Annotated in this window: 18 protein-coding genes and 1 pseudogene; 8 read left to right on the top strand and 11 right to left on the bottom strand. The window is 61.9% G+C overall.

Annotated elements, in window-relative coordinates:
- Window positions 1-10: 10 nt before the first annotated feature.
- From NKK51_RS09175 to NKK51_RS09195, 5 genes and pseudogenes are all read right to left on the bottom strand, one after another.
- A pseudogene (locus tag NKK51_RS09175) lies at window positions 11-1,615 on the bottom strand (L-lactate MFS transporter).
- A 248-nt stretch (window positions 1,616-1,863) separates the two neighbouring features.
- Window positions 1,864-2,886 carry an acyltransferase family protein gene (locus NKK51_RS09180; protein ID WP_352552390.1) on the bottom strand — a complete coding sequence of 341 codons (1,023 nt, stop codon included), beginning with the start codon at window positions 2,884-2,886 and terminating at the stop codon, window positions 1,864-1,866.
- Between the two features lie 273 nt (window positions 2,887-3,159).
- Window positions 3,160-3,957, bottom strand: a complete 798-nt coding sequence (locus NKK51_RS09185; RefSeq protein ID WP_023812220.1) for an FAD binding domain-containing protein — start codon at window positions 3,955-3,957, stop codon at window positions 3,160-3,162.
- A 90-nt stretch (window positions 3,958-4,047) separates the two neighbouring features.
- Window positions 4,048-6,396 carry a xanthine dehydrogenase family protein molybdopterin-binding subunit gene (locus tag NKK51_RS09190; protein WP_023812221.1) on the bottom strand — a complete coding sequence of 783 codons (2,349 nt, stop codon included), beginning with the start codon at window positions 6,394-6,396 and terminating at the stop codon, window positions 4,048-4,050.
- Window positions 6,397-6,521: 125 nt separating this feature from the next.
- Window positions 6,522-7,019 (bottom strand): (2Fe-2S)-binding protein, encoded by a 498-nt coding sequence (locus tag NKK51_RS09195; protein ID WP_127291588.1) that lies wholly within the window; start codon window positions 7,017-7,019, stop codon window positions 6,522-6,524.
- A 264-nt stretch (window positions 7,020-7,283) separates the two neighbouring features.
- Here NKK51_RS09195 and NKK51_RS09200 point away from each other — a divergent pair, with 264 nt between their 5' ends.
- Window positions 7,284-8,468, top strand: a complete 1,185-nt coding sequence (locus NKK51_RS09200; protein ID WP_050592709.1) for an FIST signal transduction protein — start codon at window positions 7,284-7,286, stop codon at window positions 8,466-8,468.
- Window positions 8,469-8,482: 14 nt separating this feature from the next.
- A complete protein-coding gene (locus NKK51_RS09205; protein ID WP_352552392.1) occupies window positions 8,483-9,823 on the top strand; it encodes a hybrid sensor histidine kinase/response regulator in 1,341 nt (446 codons plus the stop codon).
- Window positions 9,824-10,078: 255 nt separating this feature from the next.
- Here NKK51_RS09205 and NKK51_RS09210 read toward each other — a convergent pair whose 3' ends face one another.
- From NKK51_RS09210 to NKK51_RS09225, 4 genes are all read right to left on the bottom strand, one after another.
- Complete coding sequence (locus NKK51_RS09210; protein WP_352552393.1) at window positions 10,079-11,302, bottom strand: PAN domain-containing protein; 1,224 nt, start codon at window positions 11,300-11,302, stop codon at window positions 10,079-10,081.
- Window positions 11,286-12,470: a hypothetical protein gene (locus tag NKK51_RS09215; RefSeq protein WP_352552394.1), complete on the bottom strand. Its 1,185-nt coding sequence runs from the start codon at window positions 12,468-12,470 to the stop codon at window positions 11,286-11,288. The genes NKK51_RS09210 and NKK51_RS09215 overlap by 17 nt, the downstream gene beginning before the upstream one ends.
- 65 nt (window positions 12,471-12,535) lie before the next feature.
- Window positions 12,536-12,940 carry a hypothetical protein gene (locus NKK51_RS09220; RefSeq protein WP_352552395.1) on the bottom strand — a complete coding sequence of 135 codons (405 nt, stop codon included), beginning with the start codon at window positions 12,938-12,940 and terminating at the stop codon, window positions 12,536-12,538.
- A gap of 487 nt (window positions 12,941-13,427) precedes the next feature.
- On the bottom strand, window positions 13,428-14,111 hold the full coding sequence (locus NKK51_RS09225) for a response regulator (RefSeq protein WP_023812226.1): 684 nt from the start codon (window positions 14,109-14,111) through the stop codon (window positions 13,428-13,430).
- Between the two features lie 175 nt (window positions 14,112-14,286).
- Between NKK51_RS09225 and NKK51_RS09230 the strand changes: the two genes are divergently transcribed.
- From NKK51_RS09230 to NKK51_RS09240, 3 genes are read left to right on the top strand one after another with little or no spacing between them, the layout of a single operon-like run.
- On the top strand, window positions 14,287-14,982 hold the full coding sequence (locus NKK51_RS09230; RefSeq protein WP_352552397.1) for a fumarylacetoacetate hydrolase family protein: 696 nt from the start codon (window positions 14,287-14,289) through the stop codon (window positions 14,980-14,982).
- A gap of 4 nt (window positions 14,983-14,986) precedes the next feature.
- Window positions 14,987-15,637 (top strand): maleylacetoacetate isomerase, encoded by a 651-nt coding sequence (gene maiA, locus NKK51_RS09235; RefSeq protein WP_352552398.1) that lies wholly within the window; start codon window positions 14,987-14,989, stop codon window positions 15,635-15,637.
- Entirely contained in the window at window positions 15,627-16,100 is a 474-nt protein-coding gene (locus NKK51_RS09240) for a DUF4262 domain-containing protein (protein WP_023812230.1), read from the top strand. The genes maiA and NKK51_RS09240 overlap by 11 nt, the downstream gene beginning before the upstream one ends.
- 2 nt (window positions 16,101-16,102) lie before the next feature.
- Here the strand turns inward: NKK51_RS09240 and NKK51_RS09245 are convergent, their stop codons facing one another.
- Window positions 16,103-17,344: an MFS transporter gene (locus tag NKK51_RS09245; protein WP_128303994.1), complete on the bottom strand. Its 1,242-nt coding sequence runs from the start codon at window positions 17,342-17,344 to the stop codon at window positions 16,103-16,105.
- Between the two features lie 99 nt (window positions 17,345-17,443).
- Between NKK51_RS09245 and NKK51_RS09250 the strand changes: the two genes are divergently transcribed.
- Both NKK51_RS09250 and NKK51_RS09255 read left to right on the top strand, forming a co-directional pair.
- Window positions 17,444-17,905, top strand: a complete 462-nt coding sequence (locus NKK51_RS09250) for a winged helix-turn-helix transcriptional regulator (protein ID WP_352552400.1) — start codon at window positions 17,444-17,446, stop codon at window positions 17,903-17,905.
- Between the two features lie 98 nt (window positions 17,906-18,003).
- Window positions 18,004-19,044 (top strand): zinc-dependent alcohol dehydrogenase family protein, encoded by a 1,041-nt coding sequence (locus NKK51_RS09255; RefSeq protein WP_352552401.1) that lies wholly within the window; start codon window positions 18,004-18,006, stop codon window positions 19,042-19,044.
- Between the two features lie 18 nt (window positions 19,045-19,062).
- On the opposite strand, the gene NKK51_RS09260 is transcribed toward NKK51_RS09255, so the two are convergent.
- Window positions 19,063-19,953, bottom strand: coding sequence for a DMT family transporter (locus NKK51_RS09260; RefSeq protein ID WP_023812234.1), 891 nt, complete (start codon window positions 19,951-19,953; stop codon window positions 19,063-19,065).
- Window positions 19,954-20,057: 104 nt separating this feature from the next.
- On the opposite strand from NKK51_RS09260, the gene NKK51_RS09265 reads away from it, so the two are divergent.
- Window positions 20,058-21,461 (top strand): aminotransferase-like domain-containing protein, encoded by a 1,404-nt coding sequence (locus NKK51_RS09265; protein WP_352552403.1) that lies wholly within the window; start codon window positions 20,058-20,060, stop codon window positions 21,459-21,461.
- Window positions 21,462-21,646: the final 185 nt, after the last annotated feature.

The raw sequence follows: 21,646 nt of genomic DNA on the forward strand, positions 1-21,646 counted from the left end.
GAAGACAGGGCTACTGGAACAAGGCTGTCGCACTCACCAGCGTCATCCAGAACCCCCAGATCAATGGGATGCCGACCAGCAGCCAGGCCAGCGTCAGTTTGATCGAATTGCCGTTGCCTTGCGCCATGGTCGGTCTCCTCAGAGCATGATCCCGAAAAGTGGGCTCCGGTTTCGGAAAAGATCATGCTCAAACAATACGATAGAGCCCATCCCGATTCTATCGGGATGGAACTGGCTCTAAGCCACCGCTGGTTCGGTCTTCATGTGGAAGCGGGCATTGACCGGCCGCATCATCAGGTTGAGCAGGAGGCCGACAACCAGCAGGCCGGCCATGATGTACATGGTGACCGTGTAGGCGTCGGCCTTCGCCGCCGCTGTCGATCTGGTACTGCCTGATATAATTCACCAGCACCGGGCCAAGCACGCCCGCCACCGACCACGCGGTCAGCAATCGGCCGTGGATGGCGCCGACGTAACGCACGCCGAAGACGTCGCGCAGGTAGGCGGGAATGGTGGCGAAGCCGCCCCCATACATGCTGAGGATGATCCCGTAGAACAGCACGAACAGGAAGACGCTGCCGGTCTGGCCGGTCCAAGGCACCGCCGCATAGAGGACGACGCCCAGCGCGAAGAAGATGGCATAGGTTGTCTTGCGGCCGATATAATCGCTGGTCGAGGCCCAGAAGAAGCGGCCGAGCATGTTAAAGATCGACAACAGGCCGACGAAACCGGCGGCAGCGGCCGGCGAGATGCGTCCCGGGAACATCTCCTGGCTCATGGCCGAGGCTTGCCCGAGCACGCCGATGCCTGCCGTCACGTTGAGGCACAGCACACCCCATAGCAGCCAGAACTGCGGCGTCTTCAACGCATCGTCGAGATGGACATTGGACGTCGTCACCATCGCATTCTGTGCCGCTGGCGGCGCCCATCCGGCGGGCCGCCAGCCCTCCGGCGGCACCCTGACGATAACAGCCCCAATCAGCATGAAGACGAAATAGACGATGCCCAGCACGAGGAAGGTTTCAGCGACGCCGATATGCTCAGGCGTCGAAAACAGCTTCATCAGATAAACCGACAGCGGCGAGGCGATGAAGGCGCCGCCGCCGAAGCCCATGATCGCCATGCCGGTTGCCATGCCCGGCCGGTCCGGAAACCAGGTGATCAGCGTCTTGACCGGCGAGATGTAGCCGAGGCCGAGACCGATGCCGCCCAGCACGCCGTAGCCGAGATAGATGATCCACAACTGGTGCAGATAGACGCCGAGCGCCGAGACAATGAAGCCGCCACCGAAACAGCAGGCGGAAGCGACCATGGCTTTGCGCGGCCCGACACGATCCAGCCAGCCGCCGCCGAACGCCGCCGCAATGCCCAGGAACAGGATCGCGATCGAGAAAATCCAGCCAAGGCCGGTCAGCTTCCAGTCGTCGGGCGCCGAGTCGGTGATGCCGATCAGCTTCGACATCGGCAGGTTGAAAACGCTGAACGCATAGGCCTGGCCGATGCAAAGGTGTATGCAGAGCGCCGCTGGCGGCACCATCCACCTGCTGAAGCCAGGCTCGGCGACGGTGCGTGAGCGGTCGAGCCAGCCGCCCGCCCTCTCCCCGGTCGTGTCCATTCCATCCTCCCAGATGCGTCTTCGAACCATCTTCTCAGATGTGTCCTGCGAACAAACTAGGCGGGTGAGCCGGTGAGGCAATAAGGAATGCCTGTCATAAGACCAATGTCTAATGAGACTGGCCTATATCGAAAGCAGGTCATTACTTTCCAAAAAAATTATATTAGGGATAATTAATTGATTGTCTGCTTATGAAGCGCGATCCACTCCACCTGCACTCGCGATCATCTGGCCGGGCACGACGGCATTCACCAGTTGCGGTTGAGCCATTCGCGCGCCGGGCGCTCGATGAGGTAGTAGCTGCAGAGCGCGCAGGCAAAAACGCCGGCCAGCATCGGGATCGGCGCGCTGCCTTGTTCATAGACGAATTTGTAGAACGGCTGCTGCCACAGATAGAGCGAGTACGACCACAGGCCCAGCGTCGCCATCGGCCAGGAGGACAGCAATCCGGAAAAATACCGTGGGCTGAAATCGAGTGCGTTGACGGCCAGCGCCAGCAGCGGCACCGCGAAGAGATAGTGGATCGGCGTCGGCACCTGATCCAGGAACAGGACAACGGCACAGAACGTTGCCACCAGGGCCACATGCTTGCCTCTCAAAAACGCAGGCAGCCTGCCATCGGCCTTGAGCAGGCAGATCGAAGCCGACAGCAGGATCGACGCGATGTGCACGTCGGTGCGCCAATACGTGGTTTCGTAGTCCATCCCGAAGACCCAGTACGAAACCGCGCCATTGGCCATGGCCAGCAAGGCCAGCGCCAGGAGCAGCACGACCACGCGAGAGCGACTTGAGACGATGACGCTGATCAGCGCCAGGATCATGTAGGCGTGCTCCTCGATGCAGAGCGACCAGATATGGTCGAGCGCCCCTGCCCGCGTCACGAGAATGCCGGCATAGTTGTAGGTGAATGTCAGCGCCGTCAGCGCCGCCTTCCATTTGAAGGCGATGAACGTGCCGGCCAGCGCGATCATCGCGACGACTACGAAGACCAGAAGAGCTGGATAGATGCGGGAGAAGCGGCGTTTGAAGAATTTTTTCAGCGGGTAGCGTTCGATGAACAGGATCTCGCCCATCAGCCGGCCGCTGAGCACGAAGAAGAATTCGACGCCCAGCACGCCAAGATTGATTCCCGGAACCGGAAAGAAATGGCCGATCAGCACCAGCGCGATCGAAAGCCCGCGCCAGCCGTCGAGATAGGCCAGTCTTGTTCTGGTTGATCTGTCGGCGGCGGATCGGGACGGAACGACATGCGTCGCGGAAATGTCGGTCATGCCGATCCTCTCGCAATAGGTATGCGAAGGGTACGACGGTACATTTCGAACCCAGCTCGCATTCCCGCCCAAATCCATATTGCAGTGCAATATGGATTGGTGCAAGTGCGAGATTGCCGCCGGTGCAGTTCCAGGTGAAGTGTCGGCGGAAGAAATTGCTCAGGCAAACGATTGGTGCGGGGGGCGATTCCATCAAAATTGGACAACTACAGGTCGTCCCAAAAAGGAAAAGGGGCCGCATGACCCCTTCTCCCGTGTTCACAACTGACCGTATCAGGCGTTGGCGGCAGCCACCGCGCGCTTGGCCATCACCGCGATCAGATTGGCGCGATAGTCGGCCGAGGCATGGATGTCGGTCATCAAATTCTTCGCCGGCACTTTTACCCCTTCGAGTGCCGAGGCCGCGAAGTTCCCGGCTAATGCTGCCTCGATCTCCTTCGAACGAAAAACGCCGTCGTCGCCGGCACCGGTGACGGCGACGCTGACGCCATCCTTGCCCTTGGCCACGAACACGCCGACGATGGCGTAGCGCGATGCCGGATTGCGGAATTTTTCATAGGCCGCCTTGGCCGGCGCGGTGAAGGTGACGGCGGTGACGATTTCGCCATCCTTCAACGACGTTTCGAACAGGCCTTTGAAGAATTTGTCGGCTGATATCTGGCGCTTGTTGGTGATGATGGTGGCGCCCAGCGCCAGCAGCGCCGCCGGATAATCGGCCGCCGGATCGTTGTTGGCGATCGAGCCGCCGATCGTCCCCTTGTGGCGCACCGCCGGATCACCGATCAGCGATGCCAGATGAGAAAGCGCCGGACAGACCTTCTTCAGCTTCTCGTCATTGGCAACAGCGTGATGCGTGGTGGCGGCGCCGATGGCGACGGTCTTGCCCGACACCGTGACGCCCTGCAGCTCCGTGATCCGCGACAGGTCGACAAGGTCGGACGGCGCGGCAAGCCGCGTCTTCATCGCCGGGATCAGCGTCATGCCGCCCGAAAGCAGCTTGGCGTCGCCGGTCTTGATCAGCTTGGCGGCATCGGCGACCGAGGCGGCGCGGTGATAGTTGACTGCGTACATTTGTCTTTCTCCCCTGGGTGAAAGAGCGAACAGGAAGTAGCGAACATCGCGTTCTCCCCCTATTCGCTACTCCCTATTCGCCATTCGCGTTCAATGTTTCGTCGCGCGGATCGCGGCCCACACGGTGGACGGCGAAGCCGGCATGGCAAGATCGTTGCTGCCGATGGCATCGGTGATGGCGTTGATCACCGCCGGCGGTGAGCCGATGGCGCCGGCCTCGCCGCAGCCCTTGATCCCCAACGGATTGCCCGGGCAAGGCGTGTTCGAGGTCGAGACCTTGAACGACGGCAGATCGCCGGCGCGCGGCATGGTGTAATCCATGTAGCTCGCGGTCAGCAATTGTCCGCTGTTGTCGTAATAGGCGCCTTCGAGCAGTGCCTGGCCAATGCCTTGCGCCAGCCCGCCATGCACCTGGCCCTCGACGATCATCGGGTTGATGATGTTGCCGAAATCGTCAGCGGCGACGAACTGGACGATCTCGGTGACGCCGGTTTCCGGGTCGACCTCGACCTCGCAGATATAGCAGCCCGCCGGGAAGGTGAAATTCGACGGATCGTAGAACGCCGTCTCCTTGAGCCCGGGCTCCATGCCGCCCGGCAGGTTGTGGGCAGTGTAGGCGGCCAGCGCCATCTGGAACCACGGCACGTTCTTGTCGGTGCCGGCCACCTTCAGCGCGCCGTTCTCGATGATGATGTCGCCTTCGTCGGCCTCGAGCAGGTGCGCCGCGATCTTCTTGGCCTTGGCCTCGACCTTGTCGAGCGCCTTGACGATGGCCGACATGCCGACCGCACCCGAGCGCGAGCCATAGGTGCCCATGCCCATCTGCACCTTGTCGGTGTCGCCATGGACGATCGAGACCGAATCGAGCGGCACGCCGAAGCGCTCATTGACCAGTTGCGCGAAGGTCGTCTCATGGCCCTGGCCGTGGCTGTGAGAGCCGGTCAGCACCTCGATCGTACCGACCGCGTTGACGCGCACTTCCGCCGATTCCCAAAGGCCGACACCGGCGCCGAGCGAGCCGACGGCCGCAGACGGCGCGATGCCGCAGGCCTCGATGTAGCAGCTCATGCCGATGCCGCGCAGCAACCCCTTGTTGGCGGCGGCGGCCTTGCGCTTGGCGAAGCCGGCATAATCCGACGCCTGCATTGCCGCATCGAGCGAAGCGGCATAGTCGCCGGCGTCATAGCACATGATGACCGGCGTCTGATGCGGAAACGCTGTGACGAAGTTCTTGCGCCGCAGCTCAGCCGGCGAAACGCCGAACTGGCGGGCCGCCGTCTCCATCATGCGCTCCATGACGAAGGTCGCTTCCGGCCGCCCCGCCCCGCGATAGGCATCGACGGGCGCGGTGTTGGTGTAGATCGCCTTCACATTCGCGTGGATGGCCGGGATGTTGTACTGGCCCGACAGCAGCGTCGCATAGAGATAGGTCGGCGTCGCCGATGAAAACAGCGACATATAGGCGCCAAGATTGGCTTGGGTTTCCACCTTCAGGCCGAGGATCCTGTGGTCCTTGTCGAAGGCCATTTCAGCATGGGTGTGATGGTCGCGGCCATGCGCGTCGGTCAGAAAACTTTCGGTCCGGTCGGCCACCCATTTGACCGGCACGCCGGTCTTCTTTGACGCCCACAGGCAGACGATCTCTTCGGGATAGATGTAGATCTTCGAGCCGAAGCCGCCGCCGACATCGGGCGCGATCACGCGCAGCTTGTTTTCCGGCGCGACATTGTAGAAGGCGCTCATCACCAGCCGCGCCACATGCGGATTCTGCGAGGTCGTCCAGCAGGTATAGTGATCCTCGGCCTTGTCGTAATGGCCAAGTGCGGCGCGCGGCTCCATGGCGTTGGGCACCAGCCGGTTGTTGATGATGTCCATCTTGACGACATGGGCCGCCTTCCCGAAGGCCGCCGCGGTGTCGTCGGCATTGCCGATGTCCCAGTCGAAGATCAGATTGTTGTCCGCTTCGGGGTGGATCTGCGGCGCACCCTTGTCCATCGCCTTGGAGGCATCGACGACGGCCTTCAACTCCTTGTAGGTGATCTCGACCGCCTCGGCGGCGTCGCGCGCCTGCCCCTTGGTCTCGGCGACGACGATGACGACGGCGTCGCCGACATAACGGACCCGGTCGAAGGCGAGTGGCGACCACGCCCCCATCTTCATGGGCGAACCGTCCTTGGAGTGGATCATCCAGCCGCAGATGAGATTGCCGATGCCGTCGGCCTTGAGTTCCTTGCCGGTCAGCACGCCGATGACGCCGGGCATGCCTTGAGCCTTCTTCACATCGATCTTCTTGATCTGCGCATGCGCGTGCGGACTGCGCACGAAGGCGGCGTGCTTCATGCCGGGAACCACCATGTCGTCGACATAGCGGCCGGCGCCCGTGATGAACCGTTTGTCTTCCTTGCGCGCGACCCGAGCGCCAACACCTTCAATGCCCATCAGAAATTCCTCCGGAATTTATGGGAGTAGGGCAGTAGGGGAGTAAGGGAGTAGGGAAAAAGAGGCCTCGTTGCGTTGGCCTTTTTGCCCTACTCCCCTACTGCCCTACTCCCTTATTCCCTTGCCTAAGCAGCTTGTTTCGCCTTACCCTTCGACCCCTTCATCGTCATCGATGCGGCGAGGATCGCCTTGACGATGTTGTGGTAGCCGGTGCAGCGGCAGATGTTGCCGTCGAGTTCGGCACGCACCGTCGCCTCGTCGAGCCCTTCGGGGTGGCGGCTGATCATGTCGGTCGCCGTCATGATCATGCCGGGCGTGCAGAAGCCGCATTGCAGCCCGTGATGTTCCTTGAAGGCAGCCTGCACCGGATGCAGGTCGGCGCCATTGGCCAGGCCCTCGATCGTCAACACGGTGGAGCCGGAGGCCTGCACCGCGAGCATCGTACAGGATTTGACCGCCTTGCCATCGACGTGGACGACGCAGGCACCGCATTGCGAGGTGTCGCAACCGACATGCGTGCCGGTAAGACCGAGATTTTCCCGCAGGAAGTGAACCAGAAGTGTTCGGTCCTCGGCAGCACCGCTGACCCGCTTTCCGTTCACCATCAACGAAACGTCCGACATGGTCCCTCCCTGGGTATCAACCTTGGTATCCACGCTGCCGACGCGGTATTCGCGTTTCGGTGGTGCATTATTCGTACACCGCACATCGGACAAAAAACAGCACGTCGCAAACGCGGAACATTGTACTTTCGGTCATGGCCGCGCCCAAACATGCGGTGCCGATGGCCCCATTGCCAAACCGCCGATTGAAGGCAACAATGTCGGTCGACGCCCGCGCGCCAGAAGCATTTAAAAACAGCCGCGCACAAAAAAGCGTCGGAGGAAATGCGGAGAACATCGCTGGCCAATTCACAGACGCGCTATGCATGCGGCCTGTCGGCGCTCACCACGGACGAGCCCGACATGGAGGCGTTCGCCAAGGCGATCGCACTGGAAGCAGCCGCCATCGACGCAGGCTTTGCCCTGCTGTTCTTTTCCCAGAGCCTAGTCGAAGCCAGCGCCCTTTCCCAGGCGCTCATGACCCACGCACCGGCGCTCCACCACGCCGGCTGTTCGACTGCCGGCGAGATCACGCCGCAAGGTCTCGAGGATGGTCATGTGCTGGCCATGCTGCTTCCGTCCACCGCGTTCACCGCCGTTAGCGTGATGGTCGAAAATCTGTCCTCGTCGGGTATGGACAGGATCACCGGCGAGGTGGAGACCCTGCGGCGATCGCTGCGCGCGCGCCTCGGTTGCGATCGGACCAAAGGCACTTTCGCGCTCTGCTTCATCGACGGGCTCTCTTATGCCGAAGAAGCGGTGAGTTCAGCCATCCACTGGGGCCTCGATGACATACCGCTGCTTGGCGGCTCCGCCGGCGACGATCTGAAATTCGAGACGACGCGCCTGATCTCGAACGGCAAGGTCACCTCCGACAGCGCCATCATCGTGCTGATATCGACCGAAATTCCCTTCCATGTCTTCAAGACCGACAACTTCGTCCCCACCGATGAAAAACTGGTGGTGACGGCTTCCGATCCCGATCACCGCATCGTGCGCGAATTCAACGCCACCAATGCAGCGCAGGAATATGCCGCGTCCGTCGGCATCGTCGCGCAGATGCTGACGCCACTGAGCTTCGCCTCGCATCCCGTGGTGGTGAAGGTGGGCGGCCAATATTATTGCCGATCGATCCAGAAGATGCATGCCGACGGCTCGCTGTCGTTCTTCTGCGCCATAGACGATGGCGTCGTGCTGTCGATCGCCCAACCAAAGGACATGGTCGAATCGACGCGCGCCGCCCTGCGCGATGTCGAGGAGAGGCTTGGCGGCATCGACATGATCCTCGGCTTCGACTGCGTGCTGCGCCGGCTCGACGCGCGCAATCGGCAGGTGTTTCGCGAGATTTCGGAACTCTACCGGGTCAACAATGTCATCGGCTTCGGCACCTATGGCGAACAGTACCGGTCGATGCATCTGAATCAGACTTTTACCGGCATCGCCTTCGGCGAGCGCCAGGCGGCGGAATAGGACGGCGCAACAAGATGCCGCTGAGGGACATAAACGATCTTGAAAAGCTGAAGAAGATCAACGCGGCACTGGTCAGCCGCGTCGAGCGCTCTATGGACCAGCAAGGCAACGCCTTTTCGCTGTTCCAGACCGCGATTTCGCTGGAAAACCGGGTGCGCACCCGCACCGAGGAACTGCACTCGACCTTGCGCCGGCTGGAGCAGTCGAACATCGACCTCAGCGCCGCCAAGGAAAACGCCGAACTGGCGAACCTGTCGAAAACCCGTTTCCTCGCCGCTGCCAGCCACGACGTGCTGCAGCCGCTGAACGCGGCCCATCTCTCGGTTTCGGCGCTCGCCGAAGTTCAGACCAGTGACGAGGGCAAGAAACTGGTGCGGCAGGTCGAGCGCTCGCTGGAAACGATGGAGGACCTGCTGCGAACCCTGCTCGACATCTCCAAGCTCGATGCCGGCGTGGTGCAGCCCGACATAAGCGATGTCAGCCTGGAGGCGCTGTTCTCGTCGCTTCGCTCGGATTTCCTGCCGGTGGCGGAGATGAAAGGCCTGTCGCTGAAATTCCGGCCGGTCCATGCGGTGGTCCGCTCCGACCGCACGCTGCTGCGCCGCATCCTGCAGAACATTCTTTCCAACGCGCTGGGCTATACACGCTCGGGCGGCGTGCTTGTCGGCACCAGACATCGCGGCGACACCATCCGCATCGACGTCGCCGATACGGGCTGCGGCATTCCCGACGACCAGCGCGAGGCGGTGTTCGAGGAGTTCCATCGCGGCACCTCGCCGGCCAATGCCGAACTGGACGGTGGCGGTCTCGGGCTCGGGCTTGCCATCGTGCGCCGCATGGCCAGCGCGCTCGGCCATCCCGTGACATTCTCGTCGAAGGTCGGACGCGGCACGATCTTCCACATCGATGTTCCCGTCGGCATCGGTGCGCCAGCCGATGCCATCGCCAGCGTTACCGACATGGAACGGCCGCGCGGCTATGGCCTGTTCGGCACCAAGGTGCTGCTGGTCGAGAACGATATCGAAGTGCTGCAGGCCATGACCTTCCTGCTCGAACGCTGGCAATGCCTGGTGCGGGCCGCGACCTCGACCGACGATGCGCTCGACATGCTTGGCGACACCGACTGGGTGCCCGACATCGTCATTGCCGACCAGCATCTCGACGGCGGCGATCTCGGCACCACGACCATCGCCGAAGTCCGCGACTATCTCGGCCGCGCCGTGCCGGCGCTGATCGTCACCGCCGACAGTTCGGAAGCGGTCGCCAAAGCCGCCCGCTCCGGCGGCATCGAACTGATGCGCAAGCCGCTGAAGCCGGCACAGCTACGGGCGCTGCTGGCACATTTGCTGGCTTAGGGGCCTACCTTACTCTTAATTCTGCGCTGTCACCGTAATGCCACTCTGTCCGACCGGCGCCAACGTCGTTCCACGACAGCGTTGAACGACCCCGGCTATTCGCTGAGCATCGCTGTCTATATGAATGAGTGTTCTGGCTGTTTGGATTTTACGGATCGACCGTTTGCAAAAGACTGTCCATGCGGTTCGAATAGGCCATGGGCTCAGGCTTGCCCCATCGTCTCGCTCGGCACATGATGTCGGGCCGGTGCCAATTCAACTGCGGGTGGCTTTAACGCCCGACGCCACGCCCTTGAAGGGAGACGATGATGTCACGGTGTCGAGCATGGCGCACATCTTGTTCGGACCGTCAAAATTGAAGCCTAGACATCTCTGATCAGCGGCGCAGGCCACTACGCAGTCGGCATAGTTGCTCCGCACATTCGCGTAAGCGCCCCCAACGACTACTGTGTCCTTGGCGAAAACGAGGCTAGAGTACTGGAGATCCGCCTTGATGGATCCCTTCGCCGCCATCACTGCATCAGGGCTCCTAACCAGAATCGACCCATTATTTTTCATGAAACAGGCGGCGTGCTTCTTATCATAGGTGAGTGCTAGGCAGCGGCGATCTGCTTCGCATTGGGCCTGACACTGTTCAAGCGAGACATTCCAAGCGGGCATACCCGGCAGATCGTTTCCGATCGCGTCCCATCCGTCCTGCAGGGAGAATGCTTCGGCCGCTGCTGCTGCTTCTTTCCGCTCAGGGCCCATGTCGAAATCGCCTGGCGCGAAATTGGCCTCGTCGAGCCAGAGACAACGGCTGGCGAGTTCTCGTGCCGAATTGTCGTCAAGGCCCACCGATGCGAGTGTCTCGCTCGACGACACCGGTGCCTGCGGCGTCGATGTAGGTGAGGGTCTGTTGACGAGGCTTACCTGAACCTCGACCCCGGTGTTTGCCAGCCTCCGCGTGTAGCACCAAGCTGTATCCCAAGTTGGATTTTTCTCACTCTCAAAATGATGACCGGACTCGAGTTGCCAAGTGCTGCCAGCATAAGGCACTTTGCGATTGGCGAACTTTACGAAATCGAACGTATCTGGATTGGCTGGGTCTGCGGGCGGCGGCGTCGGCTGCTCGATTGACGGCGACTTCGGCTTATCTGTCTTTCCCTCTTCGGCGATTGTCTCTTCACCCGAAATTCTGTCTTCTGATTTCTTCGTCTCCTTTGGTAGGTTCTCGTTCGGGTTTGACGGTTGGTTTTGGGCGACCGGGGGCTCCGGTTGGATCACAGTAGGATCGCGATCAAAGACCAGCCATACACCCACGCCGATACCAATAGCGGCCAAGGCGATGGCAGCGCCGCTAGCCATTCGCCGAAATGCATTGGCACGAACGATCTTGTCGTGCGCATCTGCTTCTGCCTGCAGAGTTGGAATAGCCGACCGTTTGATCTGTAGATCAATCGCTTGTTCGAGCAACTTGGTGTTATGTCGTACGAGCACGTCTACTACCCCGTTTCGCCCCAGTCACCGACTTGTCGAAATCCAATTGCAGCTCACCTTCAAGGTCTTTCGCTATTTGGCCGTACTGCCCTTTTGCAGAAACCCTCACTAGGTCGACTACTTCCGGGGGTAATTCGCGATCCAACGCCCGGCGTAACGCATCCGGGTCGTCAGTGAGGACGGGAACATAGAGAATTTCCTTGACGATCTTTTCGACTTCGACCGGAACCTCGACGCGCCTTTCGACTTCTCTGTCCACCGGGACCTGCACGGGTACCTTGCGGACACGGCGCCACCGCCAGCTTAACAGCATTCGGCGTAACAAACGCGAGAGTTTGCTATCACGCTGAACTTCGGGCTGTGCGCCGATGCGTTGCAGGGCCAGCGCGACCATCGCCGTGATCGGCCCCGCCAATGCGGCGACGAACGCAAGCGAGGCGAACCAGATCGTCGACACCGTGCCGGCCTGAGGCTCTGTGACGTCTTCTGGCTTTACCCCATACCAGCGAGCTGCCAGCCTACGAATCTGATCGTTGCGAGCGACTGGGAGGCGCTCTGTTTCCAGGCGGCTGAGTTCCGTAGCGATCGCCTCTTGCCGCTGCTGATTCTTGGCGAGCGTCTCCGACTTGCGAGCTGCGGCTTCCTGAGCGGTCGCTAGCGCAGTACGTGCCTCGTCAAGCTTACGATCCCAATCGGCCGCGGTGCCATCATAGAGCTTCTCCAGATCGTTGCGCCTAGCCTCAAGGCGCTGTTTGTCTTGGAGAGTCATCGGAGGACTATCTTTCCGCAGCCTCTCATATTCCGCGCGGGCCGCCGCGACTGCGGGCTCCAACTCAGCCAATTTCGGCGCGAATTCGGCCTCTTTTTTAAGCCGCGGATTAGTCAACTTGTTCAGCCCTTCTTCGTTGCGCTGCACTGATGCAAGGTCGCCCGTTTCGCGCGCGCTCTTTATGCGATCCACGTAGCTATCCCGCTGTCGCTCGAACTGCTCCACGGCGTCCTTGATCTCTCGATCGCGCCGTTCCACCAGCGCGCTTAGCGCTGCTTGTTTCTCCTCGATAAATTCTTTGGTTCGCGCCGCCGCTGGTGAAAGGGTGGTTGCGGCCTGCAGCTCTTCGTCAACCTCAGTTATTCGTGCACGCAATTTGTCGCGCTCGGTGTCAGCCAATCCACCGAGCTGCTCCAGATCGCTTCGAGCTTTTGCCTCGTCGTCAGTGTTTCGCAAGCTTTCGGCTACTGCCTTGAGATTTTCGAGTTCTTGTGGAGTCCTTTAGTTTGGTTGGCGAAATTGGCATATTGGACCTCGCGCATTGTACTGGCTCGCTCCAATCCGAGAAGGACTGTCTCAAAAGTGATGCCGGCCAATACAAGTAGAAACGCCAGGATAACAGGTTTCCAAAACCATGAGGCGCCGAACAGAAGCGTGGCGATTGGGATTTTCGTCAGCTCAGCAATCGCGATCATAAAGAACGGGGCGCTTGCAAGGACAAGGTCCATTGAGTCCGCTGCCTCATTGGCAACAAAGCCGCGGTAACTCAGAGCGACGCCGGTTGTTAGACCGATGATCGCCGCAACGATTTCAAGTGCCCACGCACCGCGATACGTCCACTGGCCATAGCTCGCCAGTTTCTGGCTCATTGCCGTGTGCATATGCAATCCCCACCCTTTGCCCAGCCCATCTTGACATGCAACGCTGGCGATTGCAGCAAAATTTGCCTGTGGATACAGCGTAACTTGGAACAAGGTGAATAACCGGCGAGCCGGTGACAATGAATTTATTGAGTCTGCTAGACCGATTTATTCGGGTGGTGCCTAATCTCGGCAGTGGCAATTGTGATGCCGCAAACAGCGTTGCCGATCACATCGGTGAGGCGCTTCGGGCCTTTGGATTCGGGCTTTTTATTTCCTTTCGCACACAAACGATGCGCTCGAGAGTTTCTGCGTCGGACATCGGCTTTGCTAGTTCGGCTCGTAGCGCCTCGGCGGCCTCCTCACATAGCTCTTACTCTCATAACCAGTGTTGGAATTACTGTGACAGTGCACTTTTTCTCTAGTCCGCACGGCCACCGATGTGAGAGCGCCCCCGCTCCACGGGTTGACCCTCGCTATGCGAGGGAGGCGAGGTTCAAAACCCCGCCTGATCGCGAAACAGCTCGGCATTGTCCAGCTTCGAAACCTCGATCACCGCCTGCGTGCGGCTGTAGACATTGAGCTTGCGCAATATCTCCGAGACATGCGCTTTCACGGTGGTCTCTCCCACCTGCAGCTCGTAGGCGATCTGCTTGTTGAGCAGGCCCTGGCGCAGCATCTGCAGCACGCGCAGTTGCTGGGGCGTCAGCGTCGACAGGCGCTGCACCATGTCGGCGCGGTCGACGCTTTCAGCGTCGGGTGTGCGGCCTTCATAAGTTTCCGGCACATAGATCGCGCCTTCCATCACCGAGCGTATGGCGGCGGCGAGGTCGCTCTTGCGCGCCGATTTCGGGATGAAGCCGGCGACACCATAGGACAGCGCCTCGGAAATGATCTTCGGCTCCTCATAGCCCGAGACGATGACCACCGGCAGGCGCGGATAGCGGGTCCGGAGCTGCAGCAGGCCTTCAAAGCCATGCACGTCGGGCATGTTGAGGTCGAGCAGCGCGAGATCGAACGGCTTGGCGCCGGCCAGAAGGTCCAGCGCCTCGGTGATCGAGCGCGCCTCCACGGTGTCGACTTCCGGGTAGGCCATCTGCACGGCGCTGTGCAGCGCCTCGCGAAACAGCGGGTGATCGTCGATGATCAGGAACCGGGCGCGATCGTGGGTTGCGGTCATAGGGGTTCATTTCAGTTCGTGGGCGATTAGAATAGCCTCGTCAGCATGGCCAGATTATTGCCAAATAGTATATCGCCATCTCCGGCGGAAAGTGCCGCCGGCACTTTCTCGACCAAATCGCCTTGTCCAGGCCCCCAAATCGGTCGAATGTTCCGGCAACCAAGCAGAGACCCACATGACAGAATTCGTCCTTCCCTTGCCCGCAACCGCATCGGTGGCCATTGCGGGCTCGTCCGATCGTTTCGCGGTGCGCCGTATCTACTGCGTCGGCCGCAACTACGCGGCGCATGCCCGCGAATTCGGCAATGACGAGCGTGATCCGCCCTTCTTCTTTACCAAGCCGGCCGACGCGGTGGTCGATTCCGGCACCGCTATCCCCTACCCGCCGCTGACGGCCGATCTACACCACGAGATCGAATTGGTGGCTGCGATCGGCAAAGCCGGCTTCCGCATTGCCCGCGACAAGGCGCTGGACCACGTCTGGGGCTACGGCGTCGGCATCGACCTCACTCGCCGCGATCTGCAGGACGAGGCCAAGAAGGCCGCCCGTCCGTGGGACTGGTCGAAGGCCTTCGACCGCTCCGCGCCTTGCGGCCCGCTGATCCCCGCGGCGAAATCCGGCCACCCACGGAAGGGCCGCATCTGGCTCGCCGTCAACGGCAAGGTCAGGCAGGATGCCGACCTCGCTGAACTGATCTGGCCAATATCGGATATCGTGTCGATCTGCAGCGAGGCGATGGAGCTCGAGCCCGGCGACCTGATCTTCACCGGTACGCCGGCAGGCGTCGGCGCGGTTGGCCCCGGCGACACGATGACCGGCGGCGTCGACGGCATCGGCACCATCGAAGTGACCATCGGCCAGCCGAAGTGAGCGCATGAGCGGCCTCGTCCTGCATAATTACTACCGTTCCTCCACCTCCTACCGGGTGCGGATCGCGCTGGAGATGAAGGGGCTGAGCTACGACTATGTCCCGCATCATCTGCGCCATGGCGAACATCTGGAACCAGCCTATCTCGCGGTCAATCCGCAAGGCCTGGTGCCGGCGCTGGTGCTCGGCGACGGCACGCTGCTGACGCAATCGCTGGCGATCATCGAGTTCCTCGACGAGACCAAACCGGAACCACCGCTGCTGCCGGAGGACCCGGCCGGCCGGGCACGCGTGAGAATGCTGGCGCAGATGATCGCCTGCGACATCCACCCGGTGAACAATCTGCGCGTGCTGACCTCGCTGCGCACGCTGTTCGGCGCCGGCGACGAAGACATCGCCAACTGGTTCCGCCATTGGGTGAACGAGGGCTTTCAGCCGCTTGAAAAGATCATGGCGTCGGCGGCGGAGACGGGTACATTCTGCCATGGCGACGCGCCGGGCCTGGCCGACATCTGCCTCGCCGCGCAGATTGCCAGCAACGCCCGCTTCGGCGTCGACTTGACCCCCTACCCGACGATCGCGCGCATCAATGCCGCCTGCATGGCGCTGCCGGCCTTCCAGAAAGCCGCGCCCCGGAACCAGATCGATGCCGAGTAGAAAAGCCACCGACCCAGGTGAAGCCAAGGCGCTGGCCGATATAGAGGCTTATGGCTGCCACATCTTGCATGTGCTGGAGGAAGGCGACGATCCGCCTTTCACCTATTCGGTTGGAATAGAGCACAACTTCAAGGCGCCGGAACTCATCGTCATCGGCCTGAAGCCGGAAATCTCCCAGTTCATCATCAACGAGTATTGCAGCCGCGTCCGCTCCGGCGAGGTTTTCCAACCAGGGCAGCGATCGTCCGGTTTTATCGAAGGTTTCGACTGTCAATTCGGCGCCGTTCATATCGAACACTATCGCGAGCATTTCGGCTGGGACCTCTGGTTCTACGACGGCCTGGATTTCGGTGTTCTCCAGCTGATCTATCCCACTGTGGACGGCATCTGGCCGTGGCAGGCCGAGGCGAGCGACTGGTTCCGAGCCTGGCAGCCGCTTCTCGACACCGCGCCGTGGCCATAGGCTTATCTGCCGACGCGCAGCGTCAACGCCCAGAACAGCAGCGCCAACAGGCCGATGCCGGCGCCAAGCACACAGACGCCATTCCAGCCCATTGCACCATAAGCCATGGTCGAGGCGATGGAGCCCAGGGCGCTGCCGACCGAGTAGAAGATCATGTAGCCGCCAACCAGTCGGCTGCGCGCATCCGGCCGCCGGGCGAAGATCAGGCTCTGGTTGGTGACGTGGACGGCCTGGATCGCCAGATCCAGCATGACTATGCCGGCGACGAGCAACCACAGAGACATGCCCATGAAGGCGATCGGCAGCCAGGCCGCCATCATCAGCAGCAGGCTGAGGCCGGTGACCAACTGGCCGCATCCACGATCGACGAGGCCGCCGGTCCAGCGCGCACCGAGCGCGCCGGCGACGCCCGCAAGGCCGAAAAGCCCGATCTCGGTATGCGAAAGTGAAAATGGCGCGACGCTCAACGGCAGTACCAGCGGCGCCCACAGCACGTTGAAGCTGGCGAAGATCAGCATGGCCAGCACCGCCCGCACGCGCAGCAGCGGCTCCTGCGCGAACAGCAGCAGCACCGAAGCGAGCAGGCGTGGATAGGATGTGCGTGGCCGCTCCGCCTCGTGGCGCGGCAGGATCAGGTAGAGAACCATCGCCATGACGAGCGTCAACATGGCCGAGACAAGATAAACCCAGCGCCAGCCGGCGAAATCGGCGACGACCCCCGAAGCGAAGCGGGCAAGCAGGATGCCCAGGATGACGCCGCTGGTGACGGTGCCGACCGCCCGCCCCCGCTCCGATGCTACAGCGAGGTCGGCAGCGAAGGCGACCAGCACCTGCACCACCACCGCCAGCAGCCCGACGACCGCGAGGCTCGCCAGCAGCATCGCCGCGTTGGGCGCGATCCCGACCGCCACCAGCGCCACGGCAGACAGAATCGCCTGCCCGGCAATCAGCTTGCGGCGATCGAACAGGTCGCCCAGCGGCACGATGAAGAACAGGCCGAGCCCATAGCCGATCTGCGTGACCGTCACCACGATGCCGACCGAGGCCGGCGCGATAGCAAAATCATGCGCTATGGCGTCGAGCAGCGGATGAGCGAAATAGATATTGGCGACGCTCAGGCCGCAGGCGATGGCGAAGATCAGCGCGGTCAATCGTGACAATCCCGTAGGCGGCGGCGCCACCCGATGCGGCCCATCGGATTGCTCGAGGCTTGTTGCACCGCTGTTCGCCACCTGCATGTTCATGTCTCTCTCCACAAAAGGTTTCAACTTGAAACCTCTTGCTGGATAGGCGGAACAGTTTTATGTTGCAACCGAAATTAGAGCATTGGACCAACGACTGCCATGGTGAAACGAACGAGCCACCACGAAGCGGATTGCTTCATAGCGCGACCACTGGACGCGATTGGCGACTGGTGGTCGCTGCTCATCGTGCGTGACGCCTTCGACGGCTTGCGGCGCTTCGGCGAATTCCAGAAGAGCCTCGGCGTCGCCAAGAACATCCTGTCGTCGCGGCTGCGCAATCTTGTCGCGCATGGCATCCTCGAAACGGTCCCGGCGCCCGACGGCAGCGCGCATCATGAATATGTGCTGACGCAAAAGGGACGCGGCCTGTTCTATGTCCTGGTTGCCCTGCGGCAATGGGGCGAGACCTACTTCGCCGGACCGGGCGAACCCTATACCTTCATGGTCGACAATCTCACCAGCCGGCCGATCAAGCGACTGGAAGTACATGCCGAGGACGGGCGGCAGCTTGCCCCCGGCGAAACCCGGCTTGCCGACTTTCGCAACCGCGGAACCAGTTAAGGGCTGCTGCCTGCCAACAGGCCTGGCGGAATCGATTTCTGATCGACCAGACAGGGAATCGGCTATCGTTTCCTGCAGCACAGAGGGTGGAGTGACCGATGAAAGCCGTCGTCTTCGAGAAATTCGGCGAAGCGCCGAGGATCCAGACCGTTCCTGATCCGAAGCCGGCCGCTGATGGCGTCGTCATCAAGGTCGAGGCGACCGGTCTGTGCCGCAGCGACTGGCATGGCTGGATGGGTCATGACGAGGGCATCACGCTGCCGCATGTGCCGGGCCACGAACTTGCCGGCATCGTCGTCGCCGCAGGCAAGCAGGTCACCCGCTGGAAGGCCGGCGAGCGCGTCACCGTGCCGTTTGCCGTCGGCTGCGGCCGCTGCTTCGAGTGCAATTCGGGCAATCACCAGGTCTGCGAACGCCAGACACAGCCTGGCTTCACCGGCTGGGGCTCGTTTGCCGAATATGTCGCCATCGAACACGCCGATACCAATCTCGTGCGCTTGCCCGACGAGATGGAATTCGCCACCGCCGCCAGCCTCGGCTGCCGCTTCGTCACCTCGTTTCGAGCCATCGTCGACCAGGGCCGGGTGAAGCCGGGCGAATGGGTCGCGGTGCATGGCTGCGGCGGCGTCGGCCTGTCGGCGATCATGATCGCCAGTTCAATGGGCGCCAATGTCATCGCCATCGATCTCACCGACGAGAAACTGGATTTCGCCAAAAAGATCGGCGCCGTCGCCACCATCAATGCATCCACGACACCGAACGTGGTCAAGGCGGTCAAGCAGATCACCAATGGCGGCGCGCACATGTCGATGGACGCGCTCGGCCACCCCACCACCTCGTTCAATTCGATATCCAATCTGCGCCGGCGCGGCCGCCATGTGCAGGTCGGCCTGATGCTGGGCGAGCATGCCCGGCCGCAGGTGCCGATGGACAAGGTGATCGCCTTTGAACTCGAAATCCTCGGCAGCCACGGCATGCAGGCCTACCGCTACCAGGCGATGATGGACATGATCCGCAACGGCAAGCTGAAGCCCGAACTGCTGGTCGGCAAGAGGATCAGCCTCGACGAGGCGCCCGCGGCCCTGATGGCGATGGGCGGCTTCGAGGGCATTGGTATTGGGGTGGTCACGAAGTTTTAGGCGAGGACGGTACCGTCGTCAGGCGATCGCGCGTCGTGGCAATTCCTGCTTCGCGAATCGCTTGGCGCCGACGACGCAAAGCACGACGCCAAGCGTGACGACCACCATCAGCGGGCTGACCTGCTCGTGCAGCAGCGTCGCTGCCAGTGCCAGTCCGAAAAATGGCTGCAGCAGCTGCAACTGCCCGACCGCGGCGATGCCGCCTTGCGCCAGCCCGCGATACCAGAACACGAAGCCGATCAGCATGCTGAACAGCGAGACATAGGCAAGCCCTATCCACGCACTGACGCCGACGCCGTCGAACGACGGCGGCATGGTCATCAGCGTCAGCACCAGCATGATCGGCAGCGACAGCACCAGCGCCCAGCAGATCACTTGCCAGCCGCCAAGCTTGCGTGACAGCGCGGCACCCTCGGCATAGCCCAGACCGCAGGCGATGATGGCGGCCAGCATCAAACCATCACCCACCGGCGAGGCCGTCACGCCCTGCGTCAGGGCAAAACCCGCGACCAGCGCGCTGCCGATGCATGAAAACAGCCAGAACGCCGGGCGCGGCCGATCGCCGCCGCGCAGCACGCCGAAAATCGCAGTGGCCAGCGGCAGCAGGCCGACGAAGATGATGGAATGGGCCGTGGTGACGTGCTTGAGCGCCAGTGCGGTCAGCAAGGGAAAGCCGACCACCACGCCAAGCGCGACGATCACCAGCGACAGCAGGTCGCCGCGCTCCGGACGCTTTTGCCGAAACAGGAGCAGCAGTGCCAGGCCAAGCAGTCCGGCAATCGCCGCTCGGGCCGAAGTCAGGAATGTCGGATCGAAATCCCTGACCGCCACGCGCGTTGCCGGCAGCGAGCCGCTGAAGATCAACACGCCGATGAATCCATTCATCCAGCCGCTCGCGGTCTTGTCCATCGTATGCTCCGTTTGTCGGCTCCGTATCGCGCGGAGCCGGTAGTATCGCCAGAGACAATGCGGTACAATTACACACAACTGTCATGCTTAGAAGAGCAGTACGGATGGACAAACAGACAACAGGAAGCGAGAGCAGCGGAACGCTGGTCGAAGGCGTCATGGCGACGATCCGCCAGCGGATCGCGGCGCGCTGCCTGACGCCGGGAGCGCAATTGCCGTCGATCCGCACCTTTGCCAAATCCATGCGAGTGTCCAAATCCACCGTGGTCGAAGCCTATGAGCGGCTCGCCGCCGAAGGTGCGATCCGCTCGCGGCCGGGCTCCGGATTCTATGCCGCCGGATCGCTGGCGCCGCTGTCGCTGGCCGAGATTGGTCCTCGCCTCGACCGCGCGGTCGACCCCCTCTGGATCTCACGCCAGTCCCTGGAGGCCGGCGACGACATGCTGAAACCCGGCTGCGGCTGGCTGCCGGCCTCGTGGATGCCGCAGGCAGGTCTGCGCCGGGCACTGCGCACGGTAGCGCGTGCCGACGATATCGCACTGGTCGATTACGGCACGCCGCTCGGCCTGCCACCGCTGCGGCAATTGCTGGCGCGGCGTATGGCCGGGCACGGCATCGAGGCCTCTCCCGGGCAGATCATGCTGACGGAATCAGGCACGCAGGCCATCGACCTGTTGTGCCGGTTCCTGATCGAGCCCGGCGACACCGTGCTGGTCGACGACCCCTGCTACTTCAACTTCCACGCTCTGTTGCGCGCCCACCGGGCCAAGGTCGTCAGTGTCCCCTACACGCCGTCGGGGCCGGATATCGATCTGTTCGCGCAAGCGTTGGCCGAGCACCGGCCGCGCCTCTACATCACCAATTCCGCCATCCACAACCCGACCGGCGCGGTGCTGTCGCTAGTCACCGCCCATCGGCTGCTCAAGCTCGCCGACCAATCGGATCTGACCATCGTCGAAGACGACATCTTCGCCGATTTCGAACATGCGCCCGCCCCCAGGCTGGCGGCGTTCGATGGTCTCAACCGCGTTGTCCACATCGGCAGCTTCTCCAAAACGCTTTCGGCGTCGGTTCGCTGCGGCTTCATCGCTGCACCGCGCGACTGGATCGAGCCCCTGACCGACCTCAAGATCGCCACCACCTTCGGCGGCGGCCGGCTCGCGGCCGAACTGGTGCTGACGCTGCTCAAGGACGGCAGCTACCGCAAGCATATGGATTTGCTGCGCGCGAAGCTTGCCCGCGCCATGGGCGAGACCAGCGCCCGCCTGAAGGCGATCGGCATCACGCCCTGGATCGACCAGCCGGCCGGCCTGTTCCTGTGGTGCAGCCTGCCGGATGGGGTGGATGCGGCCGAAGTCGCCCGCCGCGCTCTGGCCGACAGCACCGTGCTGGCGCCCGGCAACGCGTTCAGCCTGTCTGGAACAGCCAGCCGCTTCCTGCGCTTCAACGTTGCCCAATGCGCGGACGAGCGGATTTTCAAGGTGCTCGAGGCGGCGATGGCGCGTTGACGCGACCAAGCTGATCCTGTTGCCTGGGCAATCTGTGGCTGCTAGGGAACCACAAGCGCACTCGAGAGAATGTCTGCGCCATCATTTTCCGGATAGCGTTTATGGGAACCAGCAAGTCAGCAGACAAGTAGGCCGCAACAGCAGTTCGTTGTTGCGGCGGCCCGTCATTTCCCATCTTCAGTGAG

It is taken from the genome of Mesorhizobium sp. M0011, assembly GCF_040324155.1.
Classification (GTDB): Bacteria; Pseudomonadota; Alphaproteobacteria; order Rhizobiales; family Rhizobiaceae; genus Mesorhizobium.

Bases quoted from the DNA above. Each gene is read 5' to 3' on its own strand.
- NKK51_RS09180 (WP_352552390.1), bottom strand. From the start codon at position 2,886: ATGACCGACATTTCCGCGACGCATGTCGTTCCGTCCCGATCCGCCGCC.
- NKK51_RS09185 (WP_023812220.1), bottom strand. From the start codon at position 3,957: ATGTACGCAGTCAACTATCACCGCGCCGCCTCGGTCGCCGATGCCGCC.
- NKK51_RS09190 (WP_023812221.1), bottom strand. From the start codon at position 6,396: ATGGGCATTGAAGGTGTTGGCGCTCGGGTCGCGCGCAAGGAAGACAAA.
- NKK51_RS09195 (WP_127291588.1), bottom strand. From the start codon at position 7,019: ATGTCGGACGTTTCGTTGATGGTGAACGGAAAGCGGGTCAGCGGTGCT.
- NKK51_RS09200 (WP_050592709.1), top strand. From the start codon at position 7,284: ATGCGGAGAACATCGCTGGCCAATTCACAGACGCGCTATGCATGCGGC.
- NKK51_RS09205 (WP_352552392.1), top strand. From the start codon at position 8,483: ATGCCGCTGAGGGACATAAACGATCTTGAAAAGCTGAAGAAGATCAAC.
- NKK51_RS09220 (WP_352552395.1), bottom strand. From the start codon at position 12,940: ATGAGCCAGAAACTGGCGAGCTATGGCCAGTGGACGTATCGCGGTGCG.
- NKK51_RS09225 (WP_023812226.1), bottom strand. From the start codon at position 14,111: ATGACCGCAACCCACGATCGCGCCCGGTTCCTGATCATCGACGATCAC.
- NKK51_RS09230 (WP_352552397.1), top strand. From the start codon at position 14,287: ATGACAGAATTCGTCCTTCCCTTGCCCGCAACCGCATCGGTGGCCATT.
- maiA (WP_352552398.1), top strand. From the start codon at position 14,987: ATGAGCGGCCTCGTCCTGCATAATTACTACCGTTCCTCCACCTCCTAC.
- NKK51_RS09240 (WP_023812230.1), top strand. From the start codon at position 15,627: ATGCCGAGTAGAAAAGCCACCGACCCAGGTGAAGCCAAGGCGCTGGCC.
- NKK51_RS09245 (WP_128303994.1), bottom strand. From the start codon at position 17,344: ATGAACATGCAGGTGGCGAACAGCGGTGCAACAAGCCTCGAGCAATCC.
- NKK51_RS09250 (WP_352552400.1), top strand. From the start codon at position 17,444: ATGGTGAAACGAACGAGCCACCACGAAGCGGATTGCTTCATAGCGCGA.
- NKK51_RS09255 (WP_352552401.1), top strand. From the start codon at position 18,004: ATGAAAGCCGTCGTCTTCGAGAAATTCGGCGAAGCGCCGAGGATCCAG.
- NKK51_RS09260 (WP_023812234.1), bottom strand. From the start codon at position 19,953: ATGGACAAGACCGCGAGCGGCTGGATGAATGGATTCATCGGCGTGTTG.
- NKK51_RS09265 (WP_352552403.1), top strand. From the start codon at position 20,058: ATGGACAAACAGACAACAGGAAGCGAGAGCAGCGGAACGCTGGTCGAA.